General features: G+C 47.1%; 24 protein-coding genes. 20 read left to right on the top strand and 4 right to left on the bottom strand.

The window, feature by feature from the left end; all coding sequences use genetic code 11:
• Window positions 1-6: 6 nt before the first annotated feature.
• From LI015_RS07235 to LI015_RS07205, 7 genes are all read left to right on the top strand, one after another.
• Window positions 7-1008 (top strand): aminoglycoside phosphotransferase family protein, encoded by a 1002-nt coding sequence (locus LI015_RS07235; protein ID WP_227124386.1) that lies wholly within the window; start codon window positions 7-9, stop codon window positions 1006-1008.
• 234 nt (window positions 1009-1242) lie between these two features.
• Window positions 1243-2190 (top strand): rhodanese-like domain-containing protein, encoded by a 948-nt coding sequence (locus LI015_RS07230; protein ID WP_227124384.1) that lies wholly within the window; start codon window positions 1243-1245, stop codon window positions 2188-2190.
• Between the two features lie 118 nt (window positions 2191-2308).
• Window positions 2309-3649: an ABC transporter substrate-binding protein gene (locus LI015_RS07225; protein WP_227124382.1), complete on the top strand. Its 1341-nt coding sequence runs from the start codon at window positions 2309-2311 to the stop codon at window positions 3647-3649.
• A gap of 133 nt (window positions 3650-3782) precedes the next feature.
• Complete coding sequence (locus LI015_RS07220; RefSeq protein WP_227124460.1) at window positions 3783-4649, top strand: ABC transporter permease; 867 nt, start codon at window positions 3783-3785, stop codon at window positions 4647-4649.
• A 3-nt stretch (window positions 4650-4652) separates the two neighbouring features.
• Window positions 4653-5483, top strand: a complete 831-nt coding sequence (locus tag LI015_RS07215) for an ABC transporter permease (protein WP_227124381.1) — start codon at window positions 4653-4655, stop codon at window positions 5481-5483.
• Window positions 5473-6513: an ABC transporter ATP-binding protein gene (locus LI015_RS07210; RefSeq protein WP_227124380.1), complete on the top strand. Its 1041-nt coding sequence runs from the start codon at window positions 5473-5475 to the stop codon at window positions 6511-6513. Before LI015_RS07215 ends, LI015_RS07210 begins: the two co-directional genes overlap by 11 nt.
• Before the next feature lie 106 nt (window positions 6514-6619).
• Window positions 6620-7609 (top strand): nucleoside hydrolase, encoded by a 990-nt coding sequence (locus tag LI015_RS07205; protein WP_227124459.1) that lies wholly within the window; start codon window positions 6620-6622, stop codon window positions 7607-7609.
• A 125-nt stretch (window positions 7610-7734) separates the two neighbouring features.
• Here the strand turns inward: LI015_RS07205 and yedF are convergent, their stop codons facing one another.
• The 4 genes from yedF to LI015_RS07185 form a co-directional block, all read right to left on the bottom strand.
• Complete coding sequence (gene yedF / locus LI015_RS07200) at window positions 7735-8358, bottom strand: sulfurtransferase-like selenium metabolism protein YedF (protein WP_002572653.1); 624 nt, start codon at window positions 8356-8358, stop codon at window positions 7735-7737.
• Window positions 8359-8649: 291 nt separating this feature from the next.
• Entirely contained in the window at window positions 8650-9318 is a 669-nt protein-coding gene (locus LI015_RS07195) for a cadmium resistance transporter (RefSeq protein WP_227124379.1), read from the bottom strand.
• Window positions 9319-9613: 295 nt separating this feature from the next.
• Window positions 9614-11335, bottom strand: a complete 1722-nt coding sequence (locus tag LI015_RS07190; protein WP_227124377.1) for a Na/Pi cotransporter family protein — start codon at window positions 11333-11335, stop codon at window positions 9614-9616.
• A gap of 469 nt (window positions 11336-11804) precedes the next feature.
• A complete protein-coding gene (locus tag LI015_RS07185; protein ID WP_227124375.1) occupies window positions 11805-12518 on the bottom strand; it encodes a FadR/GntR family transcriptional regulator in 714 nt (237 codons plus the stop codon).
• 469 nt (window positions 12519-12987) lie between these two features.
• Between LI015_RS07185 and dapA the strand changes: the two genes are divergently transcribed.
• From dapA to LI015_RS07120, 13 genes are all read left to right on the top strand, one after another.
• On the top strand, window positions 12988-13923 hold the full coding sequence (dapA, locus tag LI015_RS07180; protein ID WP_002572649.1) for a 4-hydroxy-tetrahydrodipicolinate synthase: 936 nt from the start codon (window positions 12988-12990) through the stop codon (window positions 13921-13923).
• Window positions 13924-13955: 32 nt separating this feature from the next.
• The gene (locus LI015_RS07175) at window positions 13956-15197 is read left to right on the top strand and encodes an ABC transporter substrate-binding protein (protein ID WP_002572648.1); all 1242 of its coding nucleotides are present in this window, start codon (window positions 13956-13958) and stop codon (window positions 15195-15197) included.
• Between the two features lie 73 nt (window positions 15198-15270).
• Complete coding sequence (locus LI015_RS07170) at window positions 15271-16146, top strand: branched-chain amino acid ABC transporter permease (RefSeq protein ID WP_002572647.1); 876 nt, start codon at window positions 15271-15273, stop codon at window positions 16144-16146.
• Window positions 16147-16157: 11 nt separating this feature from the next.
• Window positions 16158-17135, top strand: coding sequence for a branched-chain amino acid ABC transporter permease (locus LI015_RS07165; protein ID WP_002572646.1), 978 nt, complete (start codon window positions 16158-16160; stop codon window positions 17133-17135).
• A gap of 3 nt (window positions 17136-17138) precedes the next feature.
• Window positions 17139-17960 (top strand): ABC transporter ATP-binding protein, encoded by an 822-nt coding sequence (locus LI015_RS07160; RefSeq protein ID WP_002572645.1) that lies wholly within the window; start codon window positions 17139-17141, stop codon window positions 17958-17960.
• Window positions 17944-18654 (top strand): ABC transporter ATP-binding protein, encoded by a 711-nt coding sequence (locus LI015_RS07155; protein WP_002572644.1) that lies wholly within the window; start codon window positions 17944-17946, stop codon window positions 18652-18654. The genes LI015_RS07160 and LI015_RS07155 overlap by 17 nt, the downstream gene beginning before the upstream one ends.
• 11 nt (window positions 18655-18665) lie before the next feature.
• Window positions 18666-19454 carry an SDR family NAD(P)-dependent oxidoreductase gene (locus tag LI015_RS07150; RefSeq protein WP_002572643.1) on the top strand — a complete coding sequence of 263 codons (789 nt, stop codon included), beginning with the start codon at window positions 18666-18668 and terminating at the stop codon, window positions 19452-19454.
• A 3-nt stretch (window positions 19455-19457) separates the two neighbouring features.
• Window positions 19458-21254, top strand: a complete 1797-nt coding sequence (locus tag LI015_RS07145; protein WP_227124373.1) for an L-fucose isomerase — start codon at window positions 19458-19460, stop codon at window positions 21252-21254.
• A 10-nt stretch (window positions 21255-21264) separates the two neighbouring features.
• Window positions 21265-22866: a xylulokinase gene (locus tag LI015_RS07140; RefSeq protein WP_227124371.1), complete on the top strand. Its 1602-nt coding sequence runs from the start codon at window positions 21265-21267 to the stop codon at window positions 22864-22866.
• A 19-nt stretch (window positions 22867-22885) separates the two neighbouring features.
• On the top strand, window positions 22886-23989 hold the full coding sequence (locus LI015_RS07135) for an iron-containing alcohol dehydrogenase family protein (RefSeq protein WP_117626141.1): 1104 nt from the start codon (window positions 22886-22888) through the stop codon (window positions 23987-23989).
• Window positions 23990-24342: 353 nt separating this feature from the next.
• The gene (locus tag LI015_RS07130) at window positions 24343-24666 is read left to right on the top strand and encodes a hypothetical protein (RefSeq protein WP_227124370.1); all 324 of its coding nucleotides are present in this window, start codon (window positions 24343-24345) and stop codon (window positions 24664-24666) included.
• Entirely contained in the window at window positions 24620-25342 is a 723-nt protein-coding gene (locus LI015_RS07125; protein ID WP_002572638.1) for a FadR/GntR family transcriptional regulator, read from the top strand. The genes LI015_RS07130 and LI015_RS07125 overlap by 47 nt, the downstream gene beginning before the upstream one ends.
• Before the next feature lie 16 nt (window positions 25343-25358).
• Window positions 25359-25823 (top strand): DUF4867 family protein, encoded by a 465-nt coding sequence (locus tag LI015_RS07120; protein ID WP_227124369.1) that lies wholly within the window; start codon window positions 25359-25361, stop codon window positions 25821-25823.
• Window positions 25824-25830 lie beyond the last annotated feature (7 nt).

The following is a 25830-nucleotide window of genomic DNA, read 5'->3' as shown; positions in this document are numbered from 1 at the left end:
GATGAAATGGAACGGATAGCCGGGTTAAAGGAATATGTGGCCTGGAAGCAGTACCGCAGCGCGCTGGGACTGCCGGACCAGGTGACGGAGGAATACCGTATGCTGGCCCAGGGGGAGTACAACAGGAATTATCTGTTTACCCACCCTGTTACCGGAAGAAAGCTGGTGCTCCGGGTAAACTGCGGCAGCCAGATGCATTTGGAACATCAGATACAGTACGAATATGAAACATTAAAGCTGCTCTGGCAGTCGGGCAGGACACCGCGGCCTTTTTATGCGGACGGGAGTCTGGAGAAAATTCCTCATGGCATCATGGTAATGGAATTCCTGCCGGGTCACGCCATGGATTACAGGACAGAGCTGTCCTTTGGGGCGGAGTGTCTGGCGGATATCCACAGTGTCAGGGTGGGAAGCGGCAGCCATCTGGTCAGGCCAGAGGATCCCTTGGAGGCAATCCTGACAGAATGCGAGGCCATGGTCAGGACATACATGGATTCAGACCTGGGGGACCAGGGCATCAAAATGAAAATAAGACAGATGCTGGACCGGGGCTGGAAGCGCTGCCGGGAAGCAGCAGCCTGCAAAGGCTATGAATGCTGCATCAACACGGAGCTTAATTCCACCAATTTTCTCATCAACGGAGAGGAAAAGGGAAACTACCTGGTGGACTGGGAGAAGCCTGTCTATGGGGAACCTGCCCAGGATCTGGGCCATTTTCTTGCGCCAACCACCACCTTCTGGAAAACAGATGTGATTCTGACCCCGGAGGAGATGGAGGACTTCATACATCTGTATATCCAGAAGGTGGACGGCAGATTTGACACAAAGGGGCTGATGGAGCGTACCCTTGCCTATATTCCCATCACCTGCCTGCGCGGCATTACCTGGTGCGCCATGGCCTGGGTGCAGTACCAGCAGCCGGATAAGCTGCTGTTTAACCAGTCCACGTTCCAAAAGCTGGGGCAGTATCTGGACATGGAATTTTTAGAGAAAATGGACAGGCTGTAGGAAAGGAATATAAATAGAGAAAAAACAGAGTGAATGGATATGGAAAACCGTGGTGGCCGCATGCATAGCCATGTCCATACTGAGCTATATGTGCATACCATCTGTAAAAAATATGATGAACAAAATCGTGGTCATGTTTGCCGCCGGCTTAATGATATTATTTGCCTTATCTGCCTTTGTTGTCATGGTAAGGAAAATATATATAGAAAAACAAGGAAAAACAAGGAGGAAGAAATGAAAAAGAAATTCGTAACATTAGGAATTATGATGGCGCTGTCCATGACAGTGGCGGCCGGATGCGGCCAGAAAGCAGGAAATGAAACAACAGCCCAGGTAGCGGCTGAGAGTACGGCGGCAGATACCGCAGCCGCAGACACCACAGCGGCGGACACAGCAGCCCCAGATACAACAGGAGCGGATGGGGCAGGAAGTGAGACAGCGGCGGCAGCACAGTCAGATGGCAGTTATCAGTATGTATCCCCAAAGGAGGCTGTGGCGGCGGCAAAAGATAAGAGCGCCCATGTGCTGGATGTAAGGGAATGGGATAACTATGTGAAGGGAAGAGTGGCTGATTCCATGTGGTGCCCTATTTTCCCGCTGGAGGATGATTCCCTGGCAGAGGCCATGGGTACATATGCAAAGGAGAACTTAAGCGACGGACAGAAAATCTATATCATCTGCAACAGCGGCAAGAGAGGCGCTGAGAAGGCAACCGGTGTTCTTAAGGAGGCCGGCATTGACGGTTCCCTGATTTATACTGTGGAGGGCGGTGCCAAAGCCCTGGAGTCTGAGAAAGGCGCCCTTACCACCAACCGCGCTGAGGAGGATATTGACTGGAAGACGGTTGCGGCGGCAGATGCCTTAAAGGCAGTGGGTGGAAGCGATGTTCAAATCCTGGATGTCCGAGACAATGATACATATGCAGAAGGTCATTTAAAGGGATCCCTCCAGAGCTCCTTAAAGGAAATCGAGGACCCGGCCGCACAGACTGCCATGTACAAGATGGCAAAGGAGGAGATGGATCCGTCCAAACCTGTATACCTGCTTTGCTACAGCGGCAACAAGTGTGCCAAAACTGGTATTTCCGTTATGAAGGATGCCGGATTCGATGTTGATAATCTGTTTATCATTGAAAATGGCGCAAAGGATAAGGATATCCAGGCTGCATTTGTGACAGAATAGGATAACCCTTCCGGTGATGTGATTTCTCCTGTCCGTACTGCATAAGATTACGGCAGGGGGAATCATAGATTCATCAGACAGGGTTATTATTTTTAAGGAAAACAGCGGAGGAGAAAGTATGAAGAAAAGAATCATGGCAGCGGTACTGGCTGCCGCAATGACGTTGTCCCTTGGAGCGTGTTCGGGCAGCGGACAGACACAGGGCGCCGGAAGCAATCAGGCTGAGGATGCCGGAAGCAGTCAGGCTGAGGATGCCGGAAGCAGCCAGGCCGGGGATACCGGAAGCAGCCAGGCCGGGGATACAGACAGCCGCCGGTCCGGACTGGAGAATATGACCTTTGACCAGATGAAGGAGGAGGCAAAGGGAACAACGGTCACCTTCTACGGCTGGGGCGGGGATGAAAAACTGAACCGTTGGCTGGACGATGAATTTGCGCGGGTCATGAAGGAAAAATACGATATCACAATGGAACGTGTCCCCATGGATATCGACCAGGTTTTAAGCCAGCTCACCGGGGAGATTCAGGCGGGAGAGAAGGACGGAAGTATTGATATGATTTGGATTAACGGGGAGAACTTCCAGTCGGCAAAGGAAAACAATATGCTGTACGGCCCCTTTACAGACAAGCTGCCCAATTTTAGTGACTATGTGGATGGGGAAAGCGAGGACGTGACCGTGGACTTTGCTTATCCCATCGAAGGGTATGAGGCGCCCTACGGTAAGGCCCAGCTGGTCATGGTGGCAGACCTGGCAGTGACGCCGGATGTGCCAAAGAGCGCCGGAGAGCTAAAGGAATTCGTGGAAAAATATCCGGGCAAGGTGACATATCCCGCGCTTCCTGATTTTACGGGCAGCGCGTTTGTGAGAAATATTATCTATGAAATCTGCGGCTACGAGCAGTTTATGGATATGGCGGCTGATAAGGAAACTGTCCGGGCGGCAGTGGCGCCGGCCATGGAGTACTTAAGGGAGCTGAATCCATACCTTTGGAATCAGGGCGCTGCCTTCCCGGATTCCTCCACTACCGCGGACAACATGTTTGCGGACGGGGAACTGGTGATGAGCATGACGTACGGAGCCTATGACGTGGCTCTGAACATTGAGGACGGAAAATATACAGATACCACGGCAGCCTTCCAGTTTGAAAAGGGAACCATCGGTAATACCAATTTTATGGCAATTGCGGCTAATTCCGGCAATAAGGCCGGGGCTATGGTGGCAATTAACGAGATGATATCGCCGGAGATCCAGGCAGACCGCTATGAAAAGCTGAGGGTCATTCCGGTTCTGGACAACGAAAAGCTGTCCGGTGAGCAGAAAGCGGCCTTTGACAGGGTGGATCTGGGCAAAGGTACAATCCCCCAGGATGAACTTCTCTCTAAACGCCTTCCCGAAATGCCCGCACAGCTGGTTCCCATTATCGAGGAAATCTGGACTGAGGAAGTAGTGGGTAAATAACGGGGGAGAATCGGATGGGTGGAATCGGAGTGGAAGGGAACGTAATGCAAGGGAACAGCATAAGAGGGGACGGATGGAGAGGGAACAGAATGGGTGGGAACGGAGTGGTGGGAAAGATATGAGAAGGAAAAAAATGAGAAAAAATCTGATTCCGTACTTACTTCTGGTCCCCCAAATCATATTAACCCTGTTTTTTATCATAGGATTGACAACTGGAATTACCCAAAGTCTTGGGGTAATTCCAGCTTTTGGATTGAGGGAACCAACCTTAAAATACTACCGGGAAGTGCTGGCCAGGCCGGAAATGCTAAAGTCCGTGCTGTACAGCCTTAAGGTGGCATTTCTGTCTGCGGGTGTTGCCACTGCGGCAGGTGTGGGTTTAAGTGCTGTGTGTGTGATGCACAAAAGGACAAAGGGGCCTATGATGCGGGTGATACAGCTGCCCATCATTGTTCCCCATGTGGTGGTAGCCATTTTTATGGTCAACATCTTTTCTCAGAATGGTTTGCTGGCCAGAATTGGTTTCGCCCTTGGAGTATTACAGGAACAGCAGCAGTTTCCCATGCTCATTTATGACACAAAGGGAGTGGGAGTCATCCTGGCATATCTGTGGAAGGAGATTCCCTTTATAATTTATTTTGTTATTGCTTTGATGGCAAATATCAATGAGAAACTGGGGGAGGCAGCCATAAACCTGGGGGCGGGCCGGTGGACTGCTTTTTGTAAAATCACCCTGCCGCTTTGTAAGGATGCGGTAATCAGCGGGTTCCTGATTATATTTGTATTTGCCCTGGGCGCCTATGAGCTTCCCTTTCTCCTGGGCGCAACCTCCCCAAAGGCCCTTCCGGTGCTGGCATACCAGCAGTATATCCATCCGGATTTGAGAAACCGGCCTTATTCCATGGCGTTAAATGGAATCATTATCGTTCTCTCCGTGCTCAGCGCCTGGATGTATTATTTCATCATGCGTAAAAATATGAAGGCACTGACAGAACAGTAGAAGATGGAGCGGATGGAGATGAAGAAGAGAAAATCGTTTATCACAAATATGATTCTGGCCCTGCTGTGTGCATCCATTCTGATTCCCGCGGCCAGTCTGGTTGTATGGGTATTTACGGAACGGTGGGCCTGGCCAGATCTGTTTCCCCAGGTGCTCTCGAACCGGGCAGTCATGGAAATTGTCAGAAGAAAGGGAGAACTGGTCTCACTCATGGCATCCAGCGTCATGATTTCTTCTGTGGTGGCCGTCCTGTCGGCCGTCATCGGGATACTGACATCCAGGGCCCTTGTCCTGTACCGGTTCAGGGGGAAGGATTTGATGTCATTTTTTACCGTGCTTCCTCTCATGGTACCTGGGACTGTGTTTGCCATGGGGATACAGATTACGTTTATCCGGTTGGGACTTAACAATACAGTGGCGGGGGTCATTCTGGCACACCTGATTTATTCCCTGCCCTACGCGGTGTGCCTCATTATGGACGGCACCCGGGCAGTGGGCATTGCGCTGGAGGAGCAGGCCCGGGTGCTGGGGGCCGGTTCCTTTCAGGCATTTAGAAGGACCACACTGCCAATGCTGGTTCCGGTGATACTGTCGGCAGTCAGCATGTCCTACATTGTATCCTTCAGCCAGTATTTTCTGACACTGCTTCTTGGAGGCGGCAGGGTAAAGACCTTTGCGGTTGTGATGGTTCCCTACTTACAGAGCGGCAGCCGGAATATTGCCTGTATTTACAGCATTTTGTTCATGGGCATCACTTTGCTGGTATTTGCTGTGTTTGAACGGATTGCGGGGTATTGGACAGGACAGATAGTTGGAGGATATTATGAGTCTTAACATAGAAAATCTGAGGGTATCCCTTCAGAAAAAGAAGATACTGCATGGAATCGACCTGGAAATACAGGAGGGAGAGTTTGTATCTCTCTTGGGAAAATCCGGCTGCGGAAAGACCACTCTGTTAAAATGCATAGCAGGTCTTTTGGAGCAGGAGAGCGGGGATATACGGATACAGGGAGCATCTGTGATGGACCAGCAGCCAAAAGAGAGGGGAACGGTAATCGTGTTTCAGGATTTGCGGCTGTTTCCCCATATGACGGCGGAGAAAAATATTGCCTTTCCCATGGAACTCAGAAAGGTGCCGAAAAAAGAGCAGAAGGAGCGGGTGGAGGCACTGCTGCGGGCGGTTCAGCTTCCCGGATTTGAGAAGAGAAGGATGAAGGAGATGTCAGGGGGCCAGATGCAGAGAGTGGCCCTGGCCAGGGCTTTGGCAGCAGAACCCAGGGTGCTGCTTCTGGACGAACCCTTTTCCGGCCTGGACGAGGGGCTGAGGACAGAGATGGCGCGGCTGGTAAGAAAACTTCATGAGGCGTGGAAAATCACAACTATTCTCGTCACTCACGACAAGGCTGAGGCCCTTCGCTTGTCCGACCGCATAGCATTGATGGAGGATGGGAAGATTCTTCAGTACGGAACACCGGAGCAGATGTTCTGCCATCCGGGAACAAAAAAGGTGGCAGAGTACTTTGGAAAGGTAAATTATATTTCCGGGTCAGTGGCAGGAGGCTGGTTTGTCAGCCCTTTGTTTGAAAAAAGAACGGATTTGCCGGATGGGGTCTATGATGCCATGATTCGTCCGAACTCAGTGCAGCTGAAAGAGGAGGGCGATTATACAGTGGAGGAAGTTACCTTCATGGGGGAGATGACAGAGATAAGGGTGAGGGTGCCTGAGAAAATGGCTCCCGGCGGAAGCATCCTGTGCCAGAGAATGGAAGGCCCCGGCCGGCCGGTAAAATTACGGGCAGGAATGAAGGCCGGACTGGCCGTGGAAACGGAAGGGGCAGTGCTGTTCAGGCATGATATGGAATGAGGGAAAAGGGGCCGGAAACGGTATGTGGTGGCAGGTTATGTGCTGTGGCGGGGACTGTGTCCAGGTGGGGACTGTACCGGGAAAACATGGACGGGAGGAGATGCAGATGAAGAAAATCGTATTTGACTGTGACAATACCTTTGGAGTAAAGGACTGCGATGTGGATGACGGGCTGGCCCTGATGTATTTGCTGGGAAACAGGGAGGCCCAACTTCTGGGAATTACGTCCACCTATGGAAACAGCAGCCTGGATGTGGTGCAGGCAGTGAATCTGCGGATGCTGGAAGAATTGGGGCGCAGGGATATTCCTGTAAAAAGAGGCGGGGAGAAGAGGGGCTGTTACCAGAGCGAGGCTGCCGTCTTTCTGGCGGAAATGGCGGACCGCCATCCGGGGGAGCTGTCGATTCTTGCCACGGGTTCCCTGACAAACCTGAAAGGCGCATATGAGAGGGACAGTCATTTCTTTGAAAAGGTAAAAGAAATTGTCTTAATGGGCGGAATCACAAGCCCCCTTGTATTTGAAAAGAAGGTGATGGAGGAACTGAATTTTTCCTGTGACCCGCCGGCTGCCAGGACCGTCCTCACAAAGGGCCGGAATGTTTCCGTGATAACAGGTAACAACTGCCTTAAAGTTTTATTTACAAAACAGGAATACAGGGAACGGTTATCGGGAACGGAAAACAGGGCGGCAGCGTATATTATGGAAAAAACAGATGATTGGTTCAGATATAATGATGAGGGCTACGGCATTCACGGTTTCTATAACTGGGATGTGACGGCAGCGGCTTATCTTATGCATCCGGAATTGTTTGCGGATAATGTGAAAGGCCTGCGTGTGTCGGACCAGGACCTGGAGACAGGATATCTGAGAATGGAGGAGGATGAGATGAACGGGGGATGGAAAGCCGGAATCAAAGCTGGGATGAAAGCCGGAATGAGAGGTGCTATGAGAGGTGCAATGAGAGATGGAACGGAGTCCCGGACAGCAGACGGGAGGTGTATATGCAATCTGCCGCTCATCAGGGATGGGGCGGTGTTTAAGGACAATATTTATTGGAGTTGGCTGAGTGTGACCGGAATCCTGTCTGATGTCTGAAGATGCCTTGAACAGGTATGAATCAGGTCTGAGCAGGTAAGCATATGAAAAAGGACCCTGAAATGAGATGTAGGGGTCCTTTTGCGGTATTATAATCTTTTTGTCAGTCCGGCTGTCAGGAAAGCTTAAGGACGCACCAAAAGTTTGGCGGCTGTCATGCGTTCCACAATCTCATACATATTGGTGACGCTGCCGACCTGAAGCTTCTCGCTCAATCCATAAAAATTCAGGCAGGTTCCGCAGGTGAGAATCTCCACGCCCTGGGATTCCATGGATTTTAAATCCTCCAGGTTATCAGAGCCTTCGCAGGAAAGATAGGCGCCACTGTTATACAGAAGAATGGTTTCCGGCAGGACATCCTGCTGTGTAAGGGCGTAGACAAACCCTTTCATGAGAGCCTTTCCAAGTTCAGGGTCACCGTGGCCCATAAGGTTGGAGGACAGAACCACTGCCATGCCCTTTTTGCGGCTGTCAGGCTGGCAGACCGCCGGTTCCTCAGAATCATCCGGTGCATCGGAATCAGGGGTTACTCCCTGGCCAACTGGGATTTTTACGGAAAATTCATTGTCGCTTATTTTCTTGGAAACAGCTGAAAGGCCTTTGCTGGCAGCCATCTTGCTCAGGTTCTGGACCGCAATCTCATTGTCTACCAATACCTCAACCGTCTCTCCCGGATTGCAGGATTCCAACGCTTTCTTAGTGTCAATGACAGGCTTGGGGCACTGTTTTCCGCGTTCATCTAATTTCATAGTTCGTATCCTCCTTAAACATGTATCTGATTCTTCCTATTCCCGGAAGTGTGCTTTGAAATTATCATCACATGTCTCTAATTATAGCAGGTTTGAAAATGTATGCAAACGCTTTTGCCCCTTTGCAGGCCCGGCATTTATTTTTTCTATAAGGAAACAGCCGGCTATTTTTTTTATCTATACGGATGCGGAGCCGTTTCCTGTTTTTTGTACAGTTTATCCCGGTAAGTCTTAACCGGAGCTTCTCCGTCCGGAACCGTTATTTTACAATCAGGTATAAAGCTGTTTATATCACGCTATTAACACGCTTTTGATAATGATGTATATACCAAGTCCAACAAAGACAGCCGGTACGGCAAAATACTTATACGTTTGAATGATTGCTTTTATCTTGGGGAAATCGGTTATCTTTTCTCCCAGGAAGCACCAAACCGCCATCATTAAAACAAACACTATGATAGTTATAATGACCTGTATTGATGAATAGCCAGTAAACAATGGAATATAAACGCCAATATTATCAGCTCCATTTGCCACGCCTACGAGAGCAACGCTTAAAATTTCAGGCTTTACGATTTTACTGGCCATAGATGTTACATACCGCAATATATTCTGCAGCTTGTTGGGGTGGGCAGCTTCGGTTTCTTCTGTTTCCAACGGAAATTCTTTACGATTGGCTTTGTTTTGGGCAGGTCGTTTGTATGATATCCATTCCTTGACGCCTAAAGCAATCGGTATAAAACCGAGCAGACCGACGTATTTTTGCGGAACAAAGTTGAGGCCGAAAGCGGCTGACAGGCTTATTGCTGTCAGTATGCCAATAGCAAGATATTGCCCAATGACAACATATTTCTTTTTAAAAGTTTCGTCAACCCTGGCATAGAGCACCATCATGACAAAAATATTATCTATGTTGGTACTGATAAATGAAACAATAGATGTAGTTACTATGCTGATCATTGTTTGTAACGCCTTTCTGCAAAATATAAAAGCCCATGCACACATTTTAAGTGTGTATAGGCTTACTATTCCAGTTCTAACCAGTTATATTCTGATTGACTTTTATACCTGATGGTATGAACTGCCCCCGCCCTATACGGATGCTTTGATTATAGCATAGCAATACGTTTTCTTACAATGACTTTGTTCGTTGTCCTGCGTTCAATCATTTTATCTTCAGGAACATAAAAAACGCCGGAAGAAGCAGGCATTGCTGCCGAAAGCTTAGTGATGCTGCGGGAAACGAATCTGCATGTTAATTTTCATCCAGCTTGTCAAGTGCCTGGGCAATGTTGAACGCATGGTCGCCAATGCGCTCATAATCGGTCAGGATTTCCGAATACAGGATGGAAGTCTCCACATGGCATTTCCCCTTTCGCATGCGCTCAATCTGGTTGGAGCGGTACCGGGCGGTCCGGCTGTCAATGTCTTGTTCCAGCAGCAGGGCCTGTTCCAGAAGGGAGGCGTGCTGCGGTAAGGATATATGTTCTGCCGGAGCGTCATGTTCCGTCAGAGAGCCGCGTTTATCTGGAGATTTCTGCTCTGGAGCAAAAGTGAAATCAACGCAGCAGGCGCTGCAAATCAGGTTTACGGCGCGCATGCAGGAGGTCCTCATATCGGCCAGTTCAACCGATGCCTGGGAAGAAAGCTCCAGCCTGCGCTCCATCATGGTCCGGGCATAGCCGGCAATATTTGTTGCATGGTCGCCGATGCGCTCCACATTTCCGATGATGGAGAACATGCGGTTAAGCGCATTTACTTCAGACGGGGAATTTTCCACTGCAAGGACCCTGGAAATCCTTCTGGATAACTGGGCATTGTAAAGATCAATCTCTTCCTCACGTTTTTGAATCTGCTCCAATTCGTATTCATCCCTGTGCTCAAAAGCCAGAAAACTGGTTTCAACATTGGAGGCCGCCAGAGCAAGCATCCGGCTGATGTCCTCATTCAGCTGCTTCCTTGCTATGACTGATACGCCAAGTACATGTTCGGAGGCCAGCAAATCCTCAAACCAGCGCTCCTCATCCGTTGTTTTCTGCGGCTTATCAGGCAGAAGCTTTTCGGATATCCGCGCAAGCTGTGTGCCGAAAGGCAGCAGAAGCAGGGTTGTGACAATGTTAAACAGTGTATGTACATTGGCAATCTGCGCCGCGGGATTGTCCGGTGTGAACGAGGCCATCCACTGTGTAAAGGGGGACACCAGGCAGATCAGGGTAAACACAGTTGTGCCAATGACATTGAATATCAGGTGAATCAGGGTGGTCCGTTTCGCGTCGCGGTTTGCCCCAATAGAGGCCAGGACTGCGGTGATGCAGGTGCCGATATTCTGGCCGAACAGGACAAAGACCGCGCTGTCCAGTCCGATTAATCCGCTTACAGCCAAAGCCTGAAGGATACCAACAGATGCAGAAGAGGACTGTATGATAGCAGTAAAAGCTGCTCCGGCCAGAATACCCAGAAAGGGATTGGAAAACTTTGTCATCAAATTGACAAAATGCTGGGAATCGCGCAGCGGTATCATTGCCGCGCTCATCATTCCCATGCCGAGAAAGAGGATACCCAGACCTGCAATAATACCACCGGCAAACTGGACCTTTTTCTGTTTGACAAAAAGAATCAGGGCAACACCTGCAAATGCAATCAACGGCGCGATGGCCCCGATGTCCAGGGCTATGAGCTGGCCGGTCACGGTGGTCCCGATATTGGCGCCCATGATGATCCAGACAGCCTGTTTGAGCGTCATGAGCTGGGAGTTGACGAAGCCTACCACCATGACGGTTGTGGCGGATGAGGACTGGATGATAGCAGTGATTCCGGCTCCCACGAACACGCCTAAAAACCGGTTGGCAGTCAGCCGCTCCAGAATCTGCTTCATGCGGCTTCCGGCTGCGGCTTCCAGATTGGTGCTCATCATCTGCATGCCGTACAAAAATAATGCCAGTCCTCCTAATAGACTGAAAAACGAATGAATACTCACAATGATTCCTCCTCTTTTATCTGTTTGGCAGTATTATTTCAAAAGAAAAAGGCATTGCCCGCATCCATGTGTATGAATGCGGGTCATGCCTTTTCTTTTAAACATATGAAGCGTGGTTTTTGGGTGAAAATTTGGTCATCGTCGTTGACGGTGGCGTCCATATGTATGTCATTTCCCTTCTGATGTTTTGTATATGGAAATATCCTGTCCTGCTGGAATTATATGAGGATAAAGGGACAATGTCAACGGGATGGGAGGAATATTAACGATACTTTAATGCGGATGCATCTAATCATCTCATTGGGAACCAGCAGGATATCTGCAGTTGGCCGGGTGCGTATCATAGGGAAGATAGGGAGTTGCAGCTGGCGTAGTGCCGGAAATGTGATTATCGTGCAAAGGTGAGAGAATAAAACCGCTGTATTCCTCCAAAGATGGGGTACAGCGGTCAATTGTTGGAAATGGATATTTAAGGTGTCGAATATTTCAGTATATCCTCCAGAGAAATCTCCAGGTGCTCAATCATGAGATTATAACCAAGCTGGGTATCGCGTTTATGGAAAGCATCTATAATTTTTGCATGCGGCGTAACTGCATTTCCCATAATTTTATCCACAGCAAAGGCTTTGGAGCGGTAACTGCGGAAGCATTCAGTGATATTCTGACTAATACGAATCATCAGCTGATTATCAGTAAATTCCATAACTTGATTGTGGAAAAGTTCATCATAGGAGAGCAGTTTGACTGTGTTTTTGTCATTAAGAGCCTGTTGGAAAAGAAAATGCGTTTTTTCTAATGCCTCAATATCGGAATCCGTTGCCCTTGGAATAGCCAGACGTACAGCCATAGGTTCTATGGCCATCCGCACTTCCATGAACTCAATCATACTTCTGCCATTTTCACGAAACCATTCAAGCGCCATCTCATTGGAATCATTTTTTCTGTACTTGTCACTTAAAAAAATGCCCTTTCCCTGAATCGCAGTTACATAATCCATTGCTTTTAACATTCGGTAAGCTTCTCGGGCAGTGGAGCGGCCTATTCCCATCATTTCACAGACTTCTTTTTCTGTAGGCAGTTTGTCACCTGGCTGCAAATTATTATCCGTTATGTAATTTTGGAGATTCTGAATTGCCTGATCCACAACAGAAATCCTTGCAATACTTTTCAGAGGTTTATTCATTCGTTTCCCCTTCTTTGCTTATATTCTCTCAGTCATTCCCGTGCCGGTTGGTTTATATTTTATCAACGTTTACCAGAATTTACAAGTGCTATTACCGAAATGGGGGGGATATTTATATTTCTGTAAAATGCAATAGTTCCAGTATATCTGACATCGACCTGGCTTTTTCATTAGGATAGCGGGGCCAGCGGAGCGTATATGAATGTATATGGCACTAATTAAATAGTTGTATTAAATATAGCATATCATGTTATCAGACAACATGTCAATTGTAAAATGCATGGAATTAGGGAAATGCTGTTTTCTCTAAAAAAACGTCGGTATCATATACATAATGCATAAAAATATACTGTAATATAAAAATCTATTGACATATTATGAAAAAATAGTTATCATGTTATCAGACAACATGATAACCGCAAAACATATAAGATTAGACCAATATTAAAAGTGCAAAGGAGAACATCAAATGACAAGAAATGAGTTTACGCAGAAGTATGGACAGATTTTATGCCCCCTGGTAACACCGTATGATACCAATGAAGAGGTTAATTACAAGGCCTATGAAGACTTAATCGAATATTTGATTCAAAATGACCTTTGTGATTCATTAATCGTGACAGGAACAACGGGAGAGGCATCCCTGCTTACATTTGATGAAAGAGTCAGATTAATGGAAACAGCTCTTAAGGCTTCGGCTGGCAGGAAACCTGTTATAGCCGGTACAGGATGCGCCTCTACAAAGGAAACGATTGCTCTTACGAGAAAGGCTGAGGATTTAGGCATTGAGCTCTGTATGGTGGTTGCCCCCTATTATAACAAGCCTACCCAGGATGGCATCTATAACCATTACAAGGCAGTTGCCAATAGCGTACATATTAATATCCTCCTTTATAATATTCCGATTTTCGTGGGTGTAAACGTGGATGCCCCAACGGTAAGAGAGCTTTCAAAAATTGAGAATATCATCGGAATCAAAGATGAGGCAGGCATTAACCCCACACAGATTACGGACTTTATATTAGCAACAGAAGATATTAATTCGGAATTCGTAATCTTTAACGGAGATGATATCATGCTTCTACCCACGGTAGTCCAGGGAGCCATGGGTGTTGTAAGCGGAGGAGCCCATATCTTTGGACATGAAATCCGTACAATTTTAAAAGCATTTGCGGAGGGGGATCATGATAAGGCAAAGGAACTGTTCGTACCGCTTTACAGATTTTGTAAAGCATGCGGACAGAATGGAAGAATTCTTCCGAATTCGATTATGAGACCGGCGATTGAGATGGTAACAGGCATTCCGATCGGACCGTGCAGAGGGCCTCTGGCGCCTATTACTGAGGAGGAGAGAAAAATTCTGGTGGACACTATGGGTTCCATTGGAATTAAAGTAAACGGATAACCAACGAATGATGAAAGGAAGGGTATTTTGGTATGATGAAAAAACGATGGGCAGTAAGTTTGGCGGCAGTCATGATTCTGGGGTTGACAGCATGCTCAGGGGGAGGAACAACAGGAGGAACAAATGCATCTGCATCGACTGATTCAGGACAGACGCAGGAAGAAAAGACGGAGGCAGGCAGCTCTGAAAAGGAAAACACTGAGACATCAGCAGAATTGGATGGGGAAATTACGTTTGGTGTCAGCTGCGCAATTACTGGCAACTTTCCGTTGGCAGGTCAGAGAACGAAGGAGGGAATTGACCTGGCCTTGGAGCAGATTAATGCCAATGGAGGCGTTTTGGGCAAGAAACTGGTATATGTAGCGGAGGACGATCAAAATACGCAGACAACGGCGGTAAATGTAGTAACCAGATTATTAAATGAGAACGTATGTGCCGTGATTGGACCACATACCTCCGGAAATGCAGCAGCTACCAGTGATTTGTATAAAAATGCCCAGATACCATTTATGACTGGCGGTTCCAGCCCCAAATTAGCGGAATTGGATAACCCTTATTTCTTCCGAGTAAGGCCTTCGGACACAATCAACGGACAGGTGGCAGCAAGATATGCAATTGATACGCTTGGAGCTAAGAAGATTGGAATTTCCTACAATAATAATGACTTTGGAACCGGTGGAAGAGATGTTATCATTCCAATATTGGAAGCAGACGGCATCGAGTATGTGGCAGTCGGACATAATGCAGGCGATAAGGATTTAACAGGACAGATGATGCAGCTAAAGAGTGCAGGCGTTGACTGTATTATTTCATGGACAGATGATGCTGAGGTGGCATTAACCGCCAGGCAGCTGTATGAACTCGGATTTGATGTCCCGGTAATTGCTTCCGCAGGTGTTGTTATGGACCAGGTGTTAAATCTGCTGGAGCCGGAGTATGTGGAAGGATGGTATGCTGTAACTGATTTTGTCTCAACGAATGATGACGACACTGTAAAGCAATTCGTGGAGGATTTTAAAGCAAAATATGGATATGCTCCTGAACTTTATGCATCTACATATTATAGCGCGGCTTATGTACTGGCAGACGCAATAGAAAGAGCCGGGTCAACCGAACCTCAGGCTGTCAGGGATGCTCTGGCGGAAACAAAGGATATAAAACTTCCGGAAGGAGTGTTCTCATGTGATGAAGAAGGAAATATGGTCCATGGCTGTGTTATTGCGCAGATTAAGGAGAAGATTCCTGGCATGGTAGATTATGTGACGGTAGAGTAGCAGTCGTTGAAAAATGGATGCAGACAGGAATGCGGTTTGCATCCATTTTAAACTAAGAGATGGGAGGTCGCCAATGACTTACAGCATTATTATCCAGCTTATTGTAAGCGGTCTTGCTCTTGGATTTATTTATGCGCTGGTGGCAATTGAGTATACATTGATTTTCAATTCTACTGGTCTGTTAAATTTCAGCCATGATAAATTCATTATGCTGGGTGCTTATATCTTTGCAGCTCAATTCCTTATGAGGATGGGAACTAATCCGGTGGCAGGAGTCCTGGCCACGGTTCTTACCATGTTTATATTTGGTGTTCTGGTGGCCACCGGGATCTTTAATCCTCTTCGTAATATGACGTCCCCAATCTTTGCTGTTATGGGTACGGTGTTTTTGGGAAGGATTCTCAATGAACTGGCCAGAATTATCTGGGGTGCCACCCCTTTTACAGTTCCCGGTTTTTTAAAAGGAACGGTAAAGCTTGGGGATATTGTGATTACGGTAGCAAACATCACTGTTATTGTAGTCTCCATAGCAATTGTCATTCTTTTACAGTTGTTTTTTAATTTCACGAAAACAGGAAAGGCCATGAGATGCGTACAGCAGAACAAGACAGCGGCCACCTTGATGGGAATTAACGTCACCAGAAATATAAATTTAACAATTGCCCTCAGTGCGGCAATCTGTGCAGTCATAGGCATTATGGTGATTCCTTTATTTACTGTGGATTTAACCATAGCTAACATGATTGGACTAAAGGGATTTGCGGCCGGCGTGTTTGGCGGTTTTGGATATTTACCGGGAGCGATTTTGGGAGGCGTGGTAATAGGAATACTGGAGAATCTGAGCACACTTGTGATTCCCACACTGTATAAAGACTGTGTAGCTTTTGTACTTTTAATCGCATGTCTCCTTATACGGCCTACCGGTCTTCTGGGACACAGAAAAAAATGATGGAGGTACACATGAATAAATCGACAAAGATAATAGGAATTCTTTTTGGAATCTTCCTGCTGGTCCTCATTCCGATTGTTGACAAGAATACCTACCATCACATCGTACTGTGCCAGACGCTGGTCAATATTGTGGTGGTTACCGGATTGAATTTTATAACCGGACTGACCGGACAGATGAATATGGGTACGGCTGGAATTATGGCACTGGGAGCTTACTCTGCTGCCTTATGCAGCGCTAAATTTCAGATGCCGGTTGTGGTGGGGTTTATAGTTGCCATCGTAATGGGTATCCTGATTGGAAAGGGTCTGGGATATCCCAGTCTGCGCTTAAAAGGCGTATATCTTTCCCTTACTACCATTGGTTTCAGCGAGATAACCCGGCTTATTCTTACGAATTGGGTGGGGTTGACCGGGGGAACAATGGGCGTACAAAACATACCGTGGATTAATCTTTTTGGAATAGAGCTAAATACATCCTTCAGAATCTATTATTTTTATCTAGCTATTGTAATAGTCATCACTATCATGGCATACCGAATCGTTCATTCCAAATGGGGGAGGGTATTTAAGGCGATACGGGACAATGTGGAGGCAGTTGAGGCCAGCGGTATCAATATTGCTGAGATGAAGATACTTGCTTTTACCCTGGCCACCATATTGGGATGTTTTGGGGGAGCCATGTATACACATATGATGGGATATATCAACCCAACCACCTTTGTTCAGGATTTATCGGCTAACTATCTTGCTATGATGATGATTGGAGGTATCGGTACCGTGGGAGGAAATGTGATTGGCGGTGCGGTTATCACGATTTTGCCGGAGTTCCTGCGTTTCATGGAAAGTTATTACTGGTTGGTATTCAGTGTAATCGCCCTGTTGTTTGCGATTTTCCTGCCCAATGGCATTGTCTCCCTGTTTACCCATACTGGTCCGTTTGGAAAATTTGGTCTGATAAAACATCTGTGCAAAAAGGAGGGAGAATAGATAATGAGTGAAGATACAATTTTAAAGCTGGATCACATTACAAAAAGATTCTCCGGCCTTGTTGCAGTGAATGATTTGTCCCTTGAAATGAAAAAAAGAACCATACACGCCCTGATTGGGCCAAACGGATCAGGAAAGACAACCACGGTTAATCAGATTACCGGTACATATGCACCTACAGAAGGGGAGATATATTATAAGAATACATGTACAACCCTTATGCAGCCGTACCAGATAGCGCGTTTGGGCATAAGCCGGACGTTCCAGAATTTAAAGTTATTCCAGTCCATGACAGTCATGGAAAATCTGATGGTTGGAGGCCATCAGATGACAAAATTAGGTATTCTTAAGTTTCTTTACCATTTCAGGGAAGCTGGAAAAGAGGAGCAGTTACTTAGGGAAAGGGCAGAGGAAGTGCTGGAATATATAGGCCTGGAGGATATACGGGATGTAAATGTAAAAAACCTTCCTTACGGAAAACAGAAAATGACAGAGTTTGGACGGGCTTTGATGCTGAAACCGGATACGCTTATTTTAGATGAGCCGGCCGCCGGACTGAATCCAACAGAACGGAAGGAGTTTGTGGATATTATACTCAAAACCTTTGATTCAGGGGTGGACATTTTCCTGATTGAACACAACATGGATGTGGTCATGAATATTTGTACCAATATCACGGTGTTAAATTTCGGAGCGAAAATTGCGGAGGGGACTCCGGATGAAATACAGAATAATGATGAGGTAATCAAAGCGTATCTTGGTGACCGTTATAAGCCTATCATGCATATTAAGGAGGAGGTGTTGGCACATGCTGAAGGTAAATAATATCAACGTATATTACGGAAAAGTAGAGGCATTGTTCAACGTTTCCTTTGAGGTGGGTGATGATGAGATTGTGTCCCTGATTGGGGCAAACGGAGCAGGAAAGACCACATTGATGAAAACCATTGTGGGTATCAACCGCACCGCGCAGGGTTCCATTGAATATAACGGAAGGGCAATCCATAACCAAAAGCCCCATAAATCCATTTATGATGGAATTGTGTATGTGCCTGAGGGACGGGAGGTATTTCCTCAGATGACGGTGCTGGAGAATCTGGAGATGGGCGCTTTCAGCAAAAAGTATTCAAAAGGGGAGATGGCAGACCATGTGGCTGAAGTGTACGACCTGTTTCCCAGACTAAAGGAACGGTCTAAACAGGCAGCAGGAACCATGAGCGGCGGCGAACAGCAGATGTTAGCCATAGGAAGAGGTATGATGAGCAATCCTAAACTTCTTATGTTTGATGAACCTTCCCTGGGACTGGCTCCGGTCATTGTGGATGAAATGTTCCGGGCCATTATACATATCAATGAGATGAAAAAGACCCCGATTGTAATTGCAGAGCAGAATGCCTTTATGGCTATGGGAATTTCCAACAGAACTTATGTACTGGAAGTAGGGCATGTGGTTAATCATGGAAAAAGTTCGGTACTTCTGGATAGTCCGGAGATCAAAAAGGCATACCTGGGCGGATGATGGAGGCAGCGATGAGATTAGGTCTGGAGGGTAAAACAGTAGTCATTACCGGCGGGGCCGGGGGAATCGGAAAAGAGGCTGCAAGGGGATTCCTGAAGGAAGGGGCAGCTGTAGCTGTCTTTGCGAGAACGGAAGAAAAGGTGGATGACTTCTGCCGGGAGATGCGCGGACTGGGGTATGACAATTTCTATGGAGAAGTTCTGGATGTGGCGGACAAAGAGGGGGTACGCTGGTTTACGGAAAAGGTGTGCCGAAAGTTCGGAACTGTGGACGTGTGGATTAATAATGCCGGTATTGCCATAGATAAGCCATTTTTAGAGTATACAGAAGATGAATGGGACACCATCATGAATACAGACCTTAAGGCGGTATGGGATTGCATACGTCTGGTGGCGCCCATTATGATGAAGCAGGAACGTGGCGTAATTATCAATATATCCAGCTTCGCGGCAAAGATTCCCAGCGCCGGAGGAGCCATATATGGGGCGGCTAAGTCGGGAGTTTCCAGTCTTACCAGAACACTGGCAGCCGAACTGGCACCTTATCATATCCGCGTTTTGGGTGTTGTGCCCGGGATGATTGATACGGAAATAAGCAAAGCCAATATAAAAGAGAATGGGGAGCAACTGGTTCAGAATGTGTCTCTGGGACGTCTGGGCGCAGCAGAAGACCTGGCAGGCCCCATTGTATTTCTGGCATCTGAACAGGCGGAATATATGACAGGTTTTGATTTGGAGGTAACAGGCGGAAAATTTGCCGTACAGAATACCAGGTGGGCTTGGAATTTAAAGGAGGAATAGAGAATGGAGTATACGAACAGATATATAGGGGGGTATCCAATTATTGGAATCAGACCCATTATTGATGCGAGACAGGGCATGCTGGATGTTAGAGGGTCACTGGAGGAGCAGACCATGAATATGGCCAGAGCAGTCAAAGAACTGTTTGAGCAGAACGTGCGGTACTCGAACGGTCAGCCGGTTCAGACAGTGCTGGCGGACGGTACCATAGGACGTGTTGCCGAAGCAGCGGCCTGCGCACATAAGTTTAAAAAGCTGGGAGTAGATATCACTCTTTCAGTCACTCCGTGCTGGTGTTATGGTTCTGAGACTATGGACATGGACCCTATGACAATTAAGGGAGTGTGGGGACTGAATGCCACAGAGCGTCCGGGTGCCGTATATCTGGCTTCTGTATTGGCAGCCCATGCCAGGAAAGGACTTCCGGCTTTCGGGATATATGGCAGACATGTGCAGGAAGCAGATGACCCTGAGATCCCGGAAGATGTGAAGGAAAAACTACTCCGTTTTGCAAGAGCGTCCATTGCAGCTGCATCCATGCGGGGAAAATCCTATTTGCAGATTGGCTCCATGTGTATGGGGATATCCGGTTCCGGTATTGACCCTGATTTTTTTGAGGAATATCTGGGAATGAGGGTGGAGTCAGTCGATGAAGTGGAAATTCTCAGGAGAATTGATAAGGGTATCTATAATCATAACGAATATGAAAGGGCCCTGCACTGGACCAGAGAGAACTGTAAAGAGGGGCTGGACAAGAATCCGGAATTTGCCAGACACAGCAGGGAAAAGAAGGATAAGAACTGGGAATTTACAGTGAAATGCGCTCTTATTATCAAGGATTTAATGAACGGCAACCCGACATTTTCAGATGAACACCGCGAGGAAACATTGGGGCACAATGCTCTTGCGGCTGGTTTTCAAGGACAGAGGCAATGGACGGACCACTATCCCAACACGGATTTTCCTGAGGCGATTTTAAATACATCTTTTGATTGGAACGGCCCCAGAGAACCTTATATTCTGGCTACGGAGAATGATACACTCAACGGTGTAAGCATGCTGCTTCTTAAGCTTCTCACCAATCGTGCTCAGATGTTTGCGGATGTCAGGACTTGTTGGTCAGAAGATGCGGTAAAACGCGTAACCGGCTATTGTCTGGAAGGTAAAGCCAAAGAGGCCGGCGGTTTTATTCATCTGATAAATTCCGGCGCATGCTGCCTGGATGCCTGTGCGGAAGCACGGGATAATGAAGGGAAGCCAGCCATTAAACCTTGGTGGGAAATGACGCAGACAGATGTGAAAAACTGTCTGAATGCTACAACATGGTGTGAGGCGGATTTGGGGTATTTCCGCGGAGGTGGTTATTCATCACGGTTTGAGACAAAAGCTGAGATGCCCATGACCATGATACGCCTGAATCTGGTAAAGGGAGTGGGCCCTGTTGTGCAGCTGGTGGAAGGATGGAGTGTGCATCTTCCGGAATCCATATCGGACCAGCTTTGGAAGAGGACCGATTATACATGGCCCTGTACCTGGTTCACTCCCAGAGTGACAGGACATGGCATTTTTGCTAGCGCTTATGATGTGATGAATCATTGGGGAGCTAATCATGGTGCTATAAGTTATGGTCATGTGGGCGCAGATGTAATCACACTTTGCTCCATGCTGAGAATACCGGTATGTATGCACAATGTGGAAGAAGAGAGAATATTCCGTCCAGCATGCTGGAATGCATTCGGAATGGACAAGGAAGCCCAGGATTACAGAGCATGTCAGGCGTATGGCCCAATGTACAGATAGGATGGACGGTATGGACAGGGATCAGATAAGGAATGCGATAGAACAGGGAAATACGGCTCTGGGAATCGAATTTGGCTCTACCAGAATTAAGGCAGTGCTGGTAGATGGAAAGAATAAGCCTATTGCACAGGGCAGTTATGACTGGGAAAACCGGTTTGAAGAGGGAATATGGACCTATCGTCTGGCAGATGCCCAGACGGGGCTTATCTCCTGCTTCCGGTCCTTAAAAGAGGATGTGAATAAGAAATATGATATTACACTGCATACTATAGGCGCCATGGGAGTTTCGGCCATGATGCATGGCTATATGGCGTTTGACCAGAATCAAAAACTTCTGGTACCATTCAGGACTTGGAGAAACACCATGACAGCGGCGGCTTCCCAAAAACTGACAGAAATTTTTCACTTTCCAATTCCCCAGCGATGGAGTATAGCGCATCTGTATCAGGCAATTTTAAACGGAGAAAAACACGTTGACCAGATTCGTTATCTGACCACATTGGACGGATATATTCACTGGAAGCTGACCGGACAAAAGGTAATTGGAATCGGGCAGGCCTCCGGAATGTTCCCCATAGACACAGAACAAAAGGATTACAGAAAAGACCTGGCAGAGCGCTTCGACCAGTTGGTTGCTGATAAAAAATATCCATGGAAGGTCCTGGACATTCTTCCGGAGGTACGGACGGCTGGAGTGCCGGCGGGAACATTGACAGAAGAAGGAGCTGCTTTTTTGGACCCGGATGGAGATCTCAGGGCCGGAATTCCCATGTGTCCGCCGGAAGGAGATGCGGGCACTGGAATGGTGGCGACCAACAGTGTTGAGCCGGGAACCGGAAATGTATCAGCCGGTACATCCATATTTTCCATGATGGTTTTGGAGCATCCGCTCTCCGGTGTTTACCCGGAACTGGACTTGGTAACAACTCCGGAAGGGGAGCCGGTAGCCATGGTGCACTGCAATAATTGCACGTCAGATTTAAATGCCTGGGTTAATATGTTCAGAGAGGCAGCTGAACTGTTCGGATGCGAGGTAACTGCCGATGAACTATACGGACGGCTCTTTCGCAAGGCAATGGAGAGTAAAACGGATTGTAAAGGCCTGCTGTCGTATTGCTATCTTTCGGGAGAACATATTACCGGAATGGAGGCGGGGAGGCCGCTCTTTGCCAGGACTCCGGACAGTGAGCTTCATTTGTCCGATTTCATGAGAGTGCAGATGTATGCGTCTATGGCCACACTTCGGATGGGAATGGATATTCTGGTACAAAAGGAAGGTATCTGCCTGGCGCGTATGTTGGGGCACGGAGGTTTTTTCAAAACCCAGGGTGTTGGCCAGAAGATGATGTCAGACGCACTTAATGTTCCTGTAACAGTGATGGAAACAGCGGGAGAAGGCGGAGCCTGGGGAATGGCAATCCTGGCATCCTTCAGAAGGGATAATCATAATCTGGGCCTTGCAAAATATTTGAACGGACATGTATTCCAGGACACAGGGACGTTAACTGAGGTACCGGATAAAGAAGGGCATTTGGGATTTGAACAGTTTATGGCAAGGTTCAGAGAGGGACTTTACATTGAACGGGCTGCTGTGAAATATCTTAAGGTTTAGAGAAGGAGGCTTACATAAAATGGGTACAAAATTAGATGTGGCATTTAAATTTGGTGCGGGAAGATATATACAGGAACCAGATGCCCTTAAATTGGCCGGAGGTGAGATTGGAAGGTTTGGTCATCATGCACTGGTGATTGGAGGTCCTACGGCTCTCGATATTGCCGGAGAGCCGCTGAGGAGGAGTTTGTGTGATGCCTGTGTCACTCATGAATTTGTGGTTTACCCCGGTTACAATACCAGAGAGGCGGTAAACCATTATGCCGCATATTGTAAAAAAAACAGCTTTGATGTAGTGGTTGGAGTCGGGGGCGGGAAGATCATGGACTTAGCAAAAAGCATTGCCCATATGGCTGAGCTTCCGGTAGTGAATATTCCGACCCAGGCAGCCACATGCGCGGCATATACACCCATGAGTGTTATGTATACTGAGGAGGGGGCAGCATACGGTACAGTGGGCGGTAATTTTTACCATGATTACGAAGTATCCGCGGTAATCATTGATGAGACGGTCATGATTCATCAGCCTCCCAGATATGCTGCATCCGGGATACTGGATGCCATGGCGAAGTTTATTGAGGTACAGCATGGTCATGCCTCTATGCCATTTAATGATTTTAATATTGAATTATACACGGCCTACTATTTATCAAAATATACTTATGATATTCTTAAGGAGACATGTTTAAAAGTATATGATGATATTCGGGAACACCGGCTGACAAAGGAGGTTCATGATTTCCTGTTTATTAATTTTGCGCTGACCAGCGTCATCAGTGGGGTTTCCAAAGCATTTGGGCAGACAGCGCTTGCCCATGAAATGTATTACTGTGCCAGAATGTTCTTTACCAATGACTCCTTGTCCTATCTTCATGGGGAAATCGTCGGAACCTCATTGATACTCCAATTGTATTACAATGGAACGCCGGAGAAAATTCCGGAATTTCGGAATTTCATGAAGCGGATGGAGATGCCGGTTACTCTTAAAGAACTTGGTATTCCGGAAACAGGGAAGAATATCCAGAAGATATTTGAGTATTTGCACAGTACGGCATTTGTAGAGGACACAGAGGAAAACCGGGAAAAACTGATGAACTCTATCAGGGCTGTTTGTGAAATATGAAGAAGAATGTCCGGATAAGACATAGCTGTTGTGTTAATCTGGTCCTGTATTTGATAGGAATTATACTCATGCCTGTGGGTGTGGTGATGACAATTATGTCCGGGCTGGGGGCGGGGGGTTATGATGCCTGGAATTTTGCCCTGGCCGGTCTGTTGGGCCAGCCGGTTTCTTCAGGGATTTATATTTCCTCTGTGTGTGTTATATTGCTGACCGCGGTAATCCGGCGCAGGATACCACGATTTACCACATTTATTACTTCTTTTCTATTAGGTGTTTTTACAGACCTGTGGCAGAGGATATGTTTGAATAGCGGGATTAGTACACTACATCCATATCTGCTGTTTGCGGGAGGAATGATAATAGTGGCTTTCTGCGCAGCGGCTTATATGGAAGGAGATCTTCCTCCCGGACCTACCGATGACCTGGTGGTGGCATTTCACCGGAAAGGACTGGGACTGGGGAATGTGAAACTGGTAATGGATTTGATATGCGCAGCCATGGCGTTCTGCCTGGGCGGAGAAATAGGTGCCGGGACAGTGTTGTTGACATTTGGTTTGGGGCCGTTAATCGGAGGCTTTCATACATACATTCTAAAGGCAGTAAACAAATTTGAGAATCGGGGAAAGACCTATGAAAATGAAGATAGAGAAAATTTCTGTGGTGGACCAGACGATTGATTGGCTGAAAGAATATATTGAAGAAAATCAGCTGAAGGAGGGGGACCGTATGCCTACAGAGCAGGAGGTCTGCAATATGTGCGGAATCGGCAGGTCAACGGTCAGGGAAGCTTATCGGATGATGCAGGCATTAAAGATAACAGAGTCTGTAAGAGGAAAGGGAGTCTTTTTCAGAAAGCAGGAGAAGCCGCAGGTTGAGCGAAGTGAAATTGCAGATTGGTTCAGGGAGAACAGCGAGAATATAGAAAATTATATGGAGGTCCGCAATGCTGTTGAGCTGATGGCTGTCAGGATGGCAATGAAAAAGGGAGATAAAAAGTGGATTGAGCATCTTAACGTGATTTCAGAAAAGACAAAGGAACTCTTGGCGGGTGGTCACACCAGGCAGAACAGAGGTGTGCTTATGACGCTTTATGACGAGGAATTTCATCAGAAAATCACATCGGTAAGTAAGAACCCACTGCTGATATGCATTGAAAAAACCATTACAGACTGCCTGGCTGATTATAGAAATAAGGTGTTTATGTTAGATGAAAATATTGAAAGGGCCTACCGGTCTCACTGCGCTATCATTGAAGCCATACAGAGCGGAGATGTAAGTGCAGCGGAGGAAACGATTAATGAGCATTTGGCGGATTCTCTGGCGGATATGAAGATGGTACAGGAAAAGAATTAAGAAGGGAGAGTTTAGGATGGAGATAGCGGTTACAGATATAAAAGACACGAAAATAGAGGGAGTGACAGTATTGATAGAGGAAACAGAGCCATACAGAGAGAACTATTTTGAGTGGGCTGCTTCGCCCCTTATTGCCAGTTTTCAGTCATCCCAAATCAGCGGGGGAATATTGTCTTGTCAGACGGCAGAACCGCAGTTCCAGGAGTTTGAATATCATAAAGACAAGGAGTTTTTTTACTTTGTCCAGGGTACAGCTTTGATGCCCTTTGCAAATTTTGATTCAGAAGGTAAGGTGGATGAGGCGTCTATACAGATTGTGCGTATTCCAGAAGGCACACAATTGATTATAGACGCGGGAAAACTACATTTTGTTCCGGTAGCTGAGGGACCGGGGAAAGTAAAAATTGTGGTGGTATCTCCTAAAATGGATTCACCCAGGGTGCCTGTACGTGAATCTGTGAACGGTTTTTTGAAAAGCTGAGGTGTGC

The sequence above is a fragment of the Enterocloster sp. 210928-DFI.2.20 genome (genome assembly GCF_020554465.1).
GTDB lineage: Bacteria > Bacillota > Clostridia > Lachnospirales > Lachnospiraceae > Enterocloster > Enterocloster bolteae.
The sequence above is the reverse complement of the archived record's forward strand: the minus strand, read 5'-3'. Positions and strand labels throughout refer to the sequence as shown.

What these genes read in the sequence shown, in the direction of transcription:
- LI015_RS07235 (WP_227124386.1), top strand. Translation starts at nt 7, where the DNA reads ATGGAACGGATAGCCGGGTTAAAGGAATATGTGGCCTGGAAGCAGTAC.
- LI015_RS07230 (WP_227124384.1), top strand. Translation starts at nt 1,243, where the DNA reads ATGAAAAAGAAATTCGTAACATTAGGAATTATGATGGCGCTGTCCATG.
- LI015_RS07225 (WP_227124382.1), top strand. Translation starts at nt 2,309, where the DNA reads ATGAAGAAAAGAATCATGGCAGCGGTACTGGCTGCCGCAATGACGTTG.
- LI015_RS07220 (WP_227124460.1), top strand. Translation starts at nt 3,783, where the DNA reads ATGAGAAAAAATCTGATTCCGTACTTACTTCTGGTCCCCCAAATCATA.
- LI015_RS07215 (WP_227124381.1), top strand. Translation starts at nt 4,653, where the DNA reads ATGGAGCGGATGGAGATGAAGAAGAGAAAATCGTTTATCACAAATATG.
- LI015_RS07210 (WP_227124380.1), top strand. Translation starts at nt 5,473, where the DNA reads ATGAGTCTTAACATAGAAAATCTGAGGGTATCCCTTCAGAAAAAGAAG.
- LI015_RS07205 (WP_227124459.1), top strand. Translation starts at nt 6,620, where the DNA reads ATGAAGAAAATCGTATTTGACTGTGACAATACCTTTGGAGTAAAGGAC.
- yedF (WP_002572653.1), bottom strand. Translation starts at nt 8,358, where the DNA reads ATGAAATTAGATGAACGCGGAAAACAGTGCCCCAAGCCTGTCATTGAC.
- LI015_RS07195 (WP_227124379.1), bottom strand. Translation starts at nt 9,318, where the DNA reads ATGATCAGCATAGTAACTACATCTATTGTTTCATTTATCAGTACCAAC.
- LI015_RS07185 (WP_227124375.1), bottom strand. Translation starts at nt 12,518, where the DNA reads ATGAATAAACCTCTGAAAAGTATTGCAAGGATTTCTGTTGTGGATCAG.
- dapA (WP_002572649.1), top strand. Translation starts at nt 12,988, where the DNA reads ATGACAAGAAATGAGTTTACGCAGAAGTATGGACAGATTTTATGCCCC.
- LI015_RS07175 (WP_002572648.1), top strand. Translation starts at nt 13,956, where the DNA reads ATGATGAAAAAACGATGGGCAGTAAGTTTGGCGGCAGTCATGATTCTG.
- LI015_RS07170 (WP_002572647.1), top strand. Translation starts at nt 15,271, where the DNA reads ATGACTTACAGCATTATTATCCAGCTTATTGTAAGCGGTCTTGCTCTT.
- LI015_RS07165 (WP_002572646.1), top strand. Translation starts at nt 16,158, where the DNA reads ATGAATAAATCGACAAAGATAATAGGAATTCTTTTTGGAATCTTCCTG.
- LI015_RS07160 (WP_002572645.1), top strand. Translation starts at nt 17,139, where the DNA reads ATGAGTGAAGATACAATTTTAAAGCTGGATCACATTACAAAAAGATTC.
- LI015_RS07155 (WP_002572644.1), top strand. Translation starts at nt 17,944, where the DNA reads ATGCTGAAGGTAAATAATATCAACGTATATTACGGAAAAGTAGAGGCA.
- LI015_RS07150 (WP_002572643.1), top strand. Translation starts at nt 18,666, where the DNA reads ATGAGATTAGGTCTGGAGGGTAAAACAGTAGTCATTACCGGCGGGGCC.
- LI015_RS07145 (WP_227124373.1), top strand. Translation starts at nt 19,458, where the DNA reads ATGGAGTATACGAACAGATATATAGGGGGGTATCCAATTATTGGAATC.
- LI015_RS07140 (WP_227124371.1), top strand. Translation starts at nt 21,265, where the DNA reads ATGGACAGGGATCAGATAAGGAATGCGATAGAACAGGGAAATACGGCT.
- LI015_RS07135 (WP_117626141.1), top strand. Translation starts at nt 22,886, where the DNA reads ATGGGTACAAAATTAGATGTGGCATTTAAATTTGGTGCGGGAAGATAT.
- LI015_RS07130 (WP_227124370.1), top strand. Translation starts at nt 24,343, where the DNA reads ATGATAATAGTGGCTTTCTGCGCAGCGGCTTATATGGAAGGAGATCTT.
- LI015_RS07125 (WP_002572638.1), top strand. Translation starts at nt 24,620, where the DNA reads ATGAAAATGAAGATAGAGAAAATTTCTGTGGTGGACCAGACGATTGAT.
- LI015_RS07120 (WP_227124369.1), top strand. Translation starts at nt 25,359, where the DNA reads ATGGAGATAGCGGTTACAGATATAAAAGACACGAAAATAGAGGGAGTG.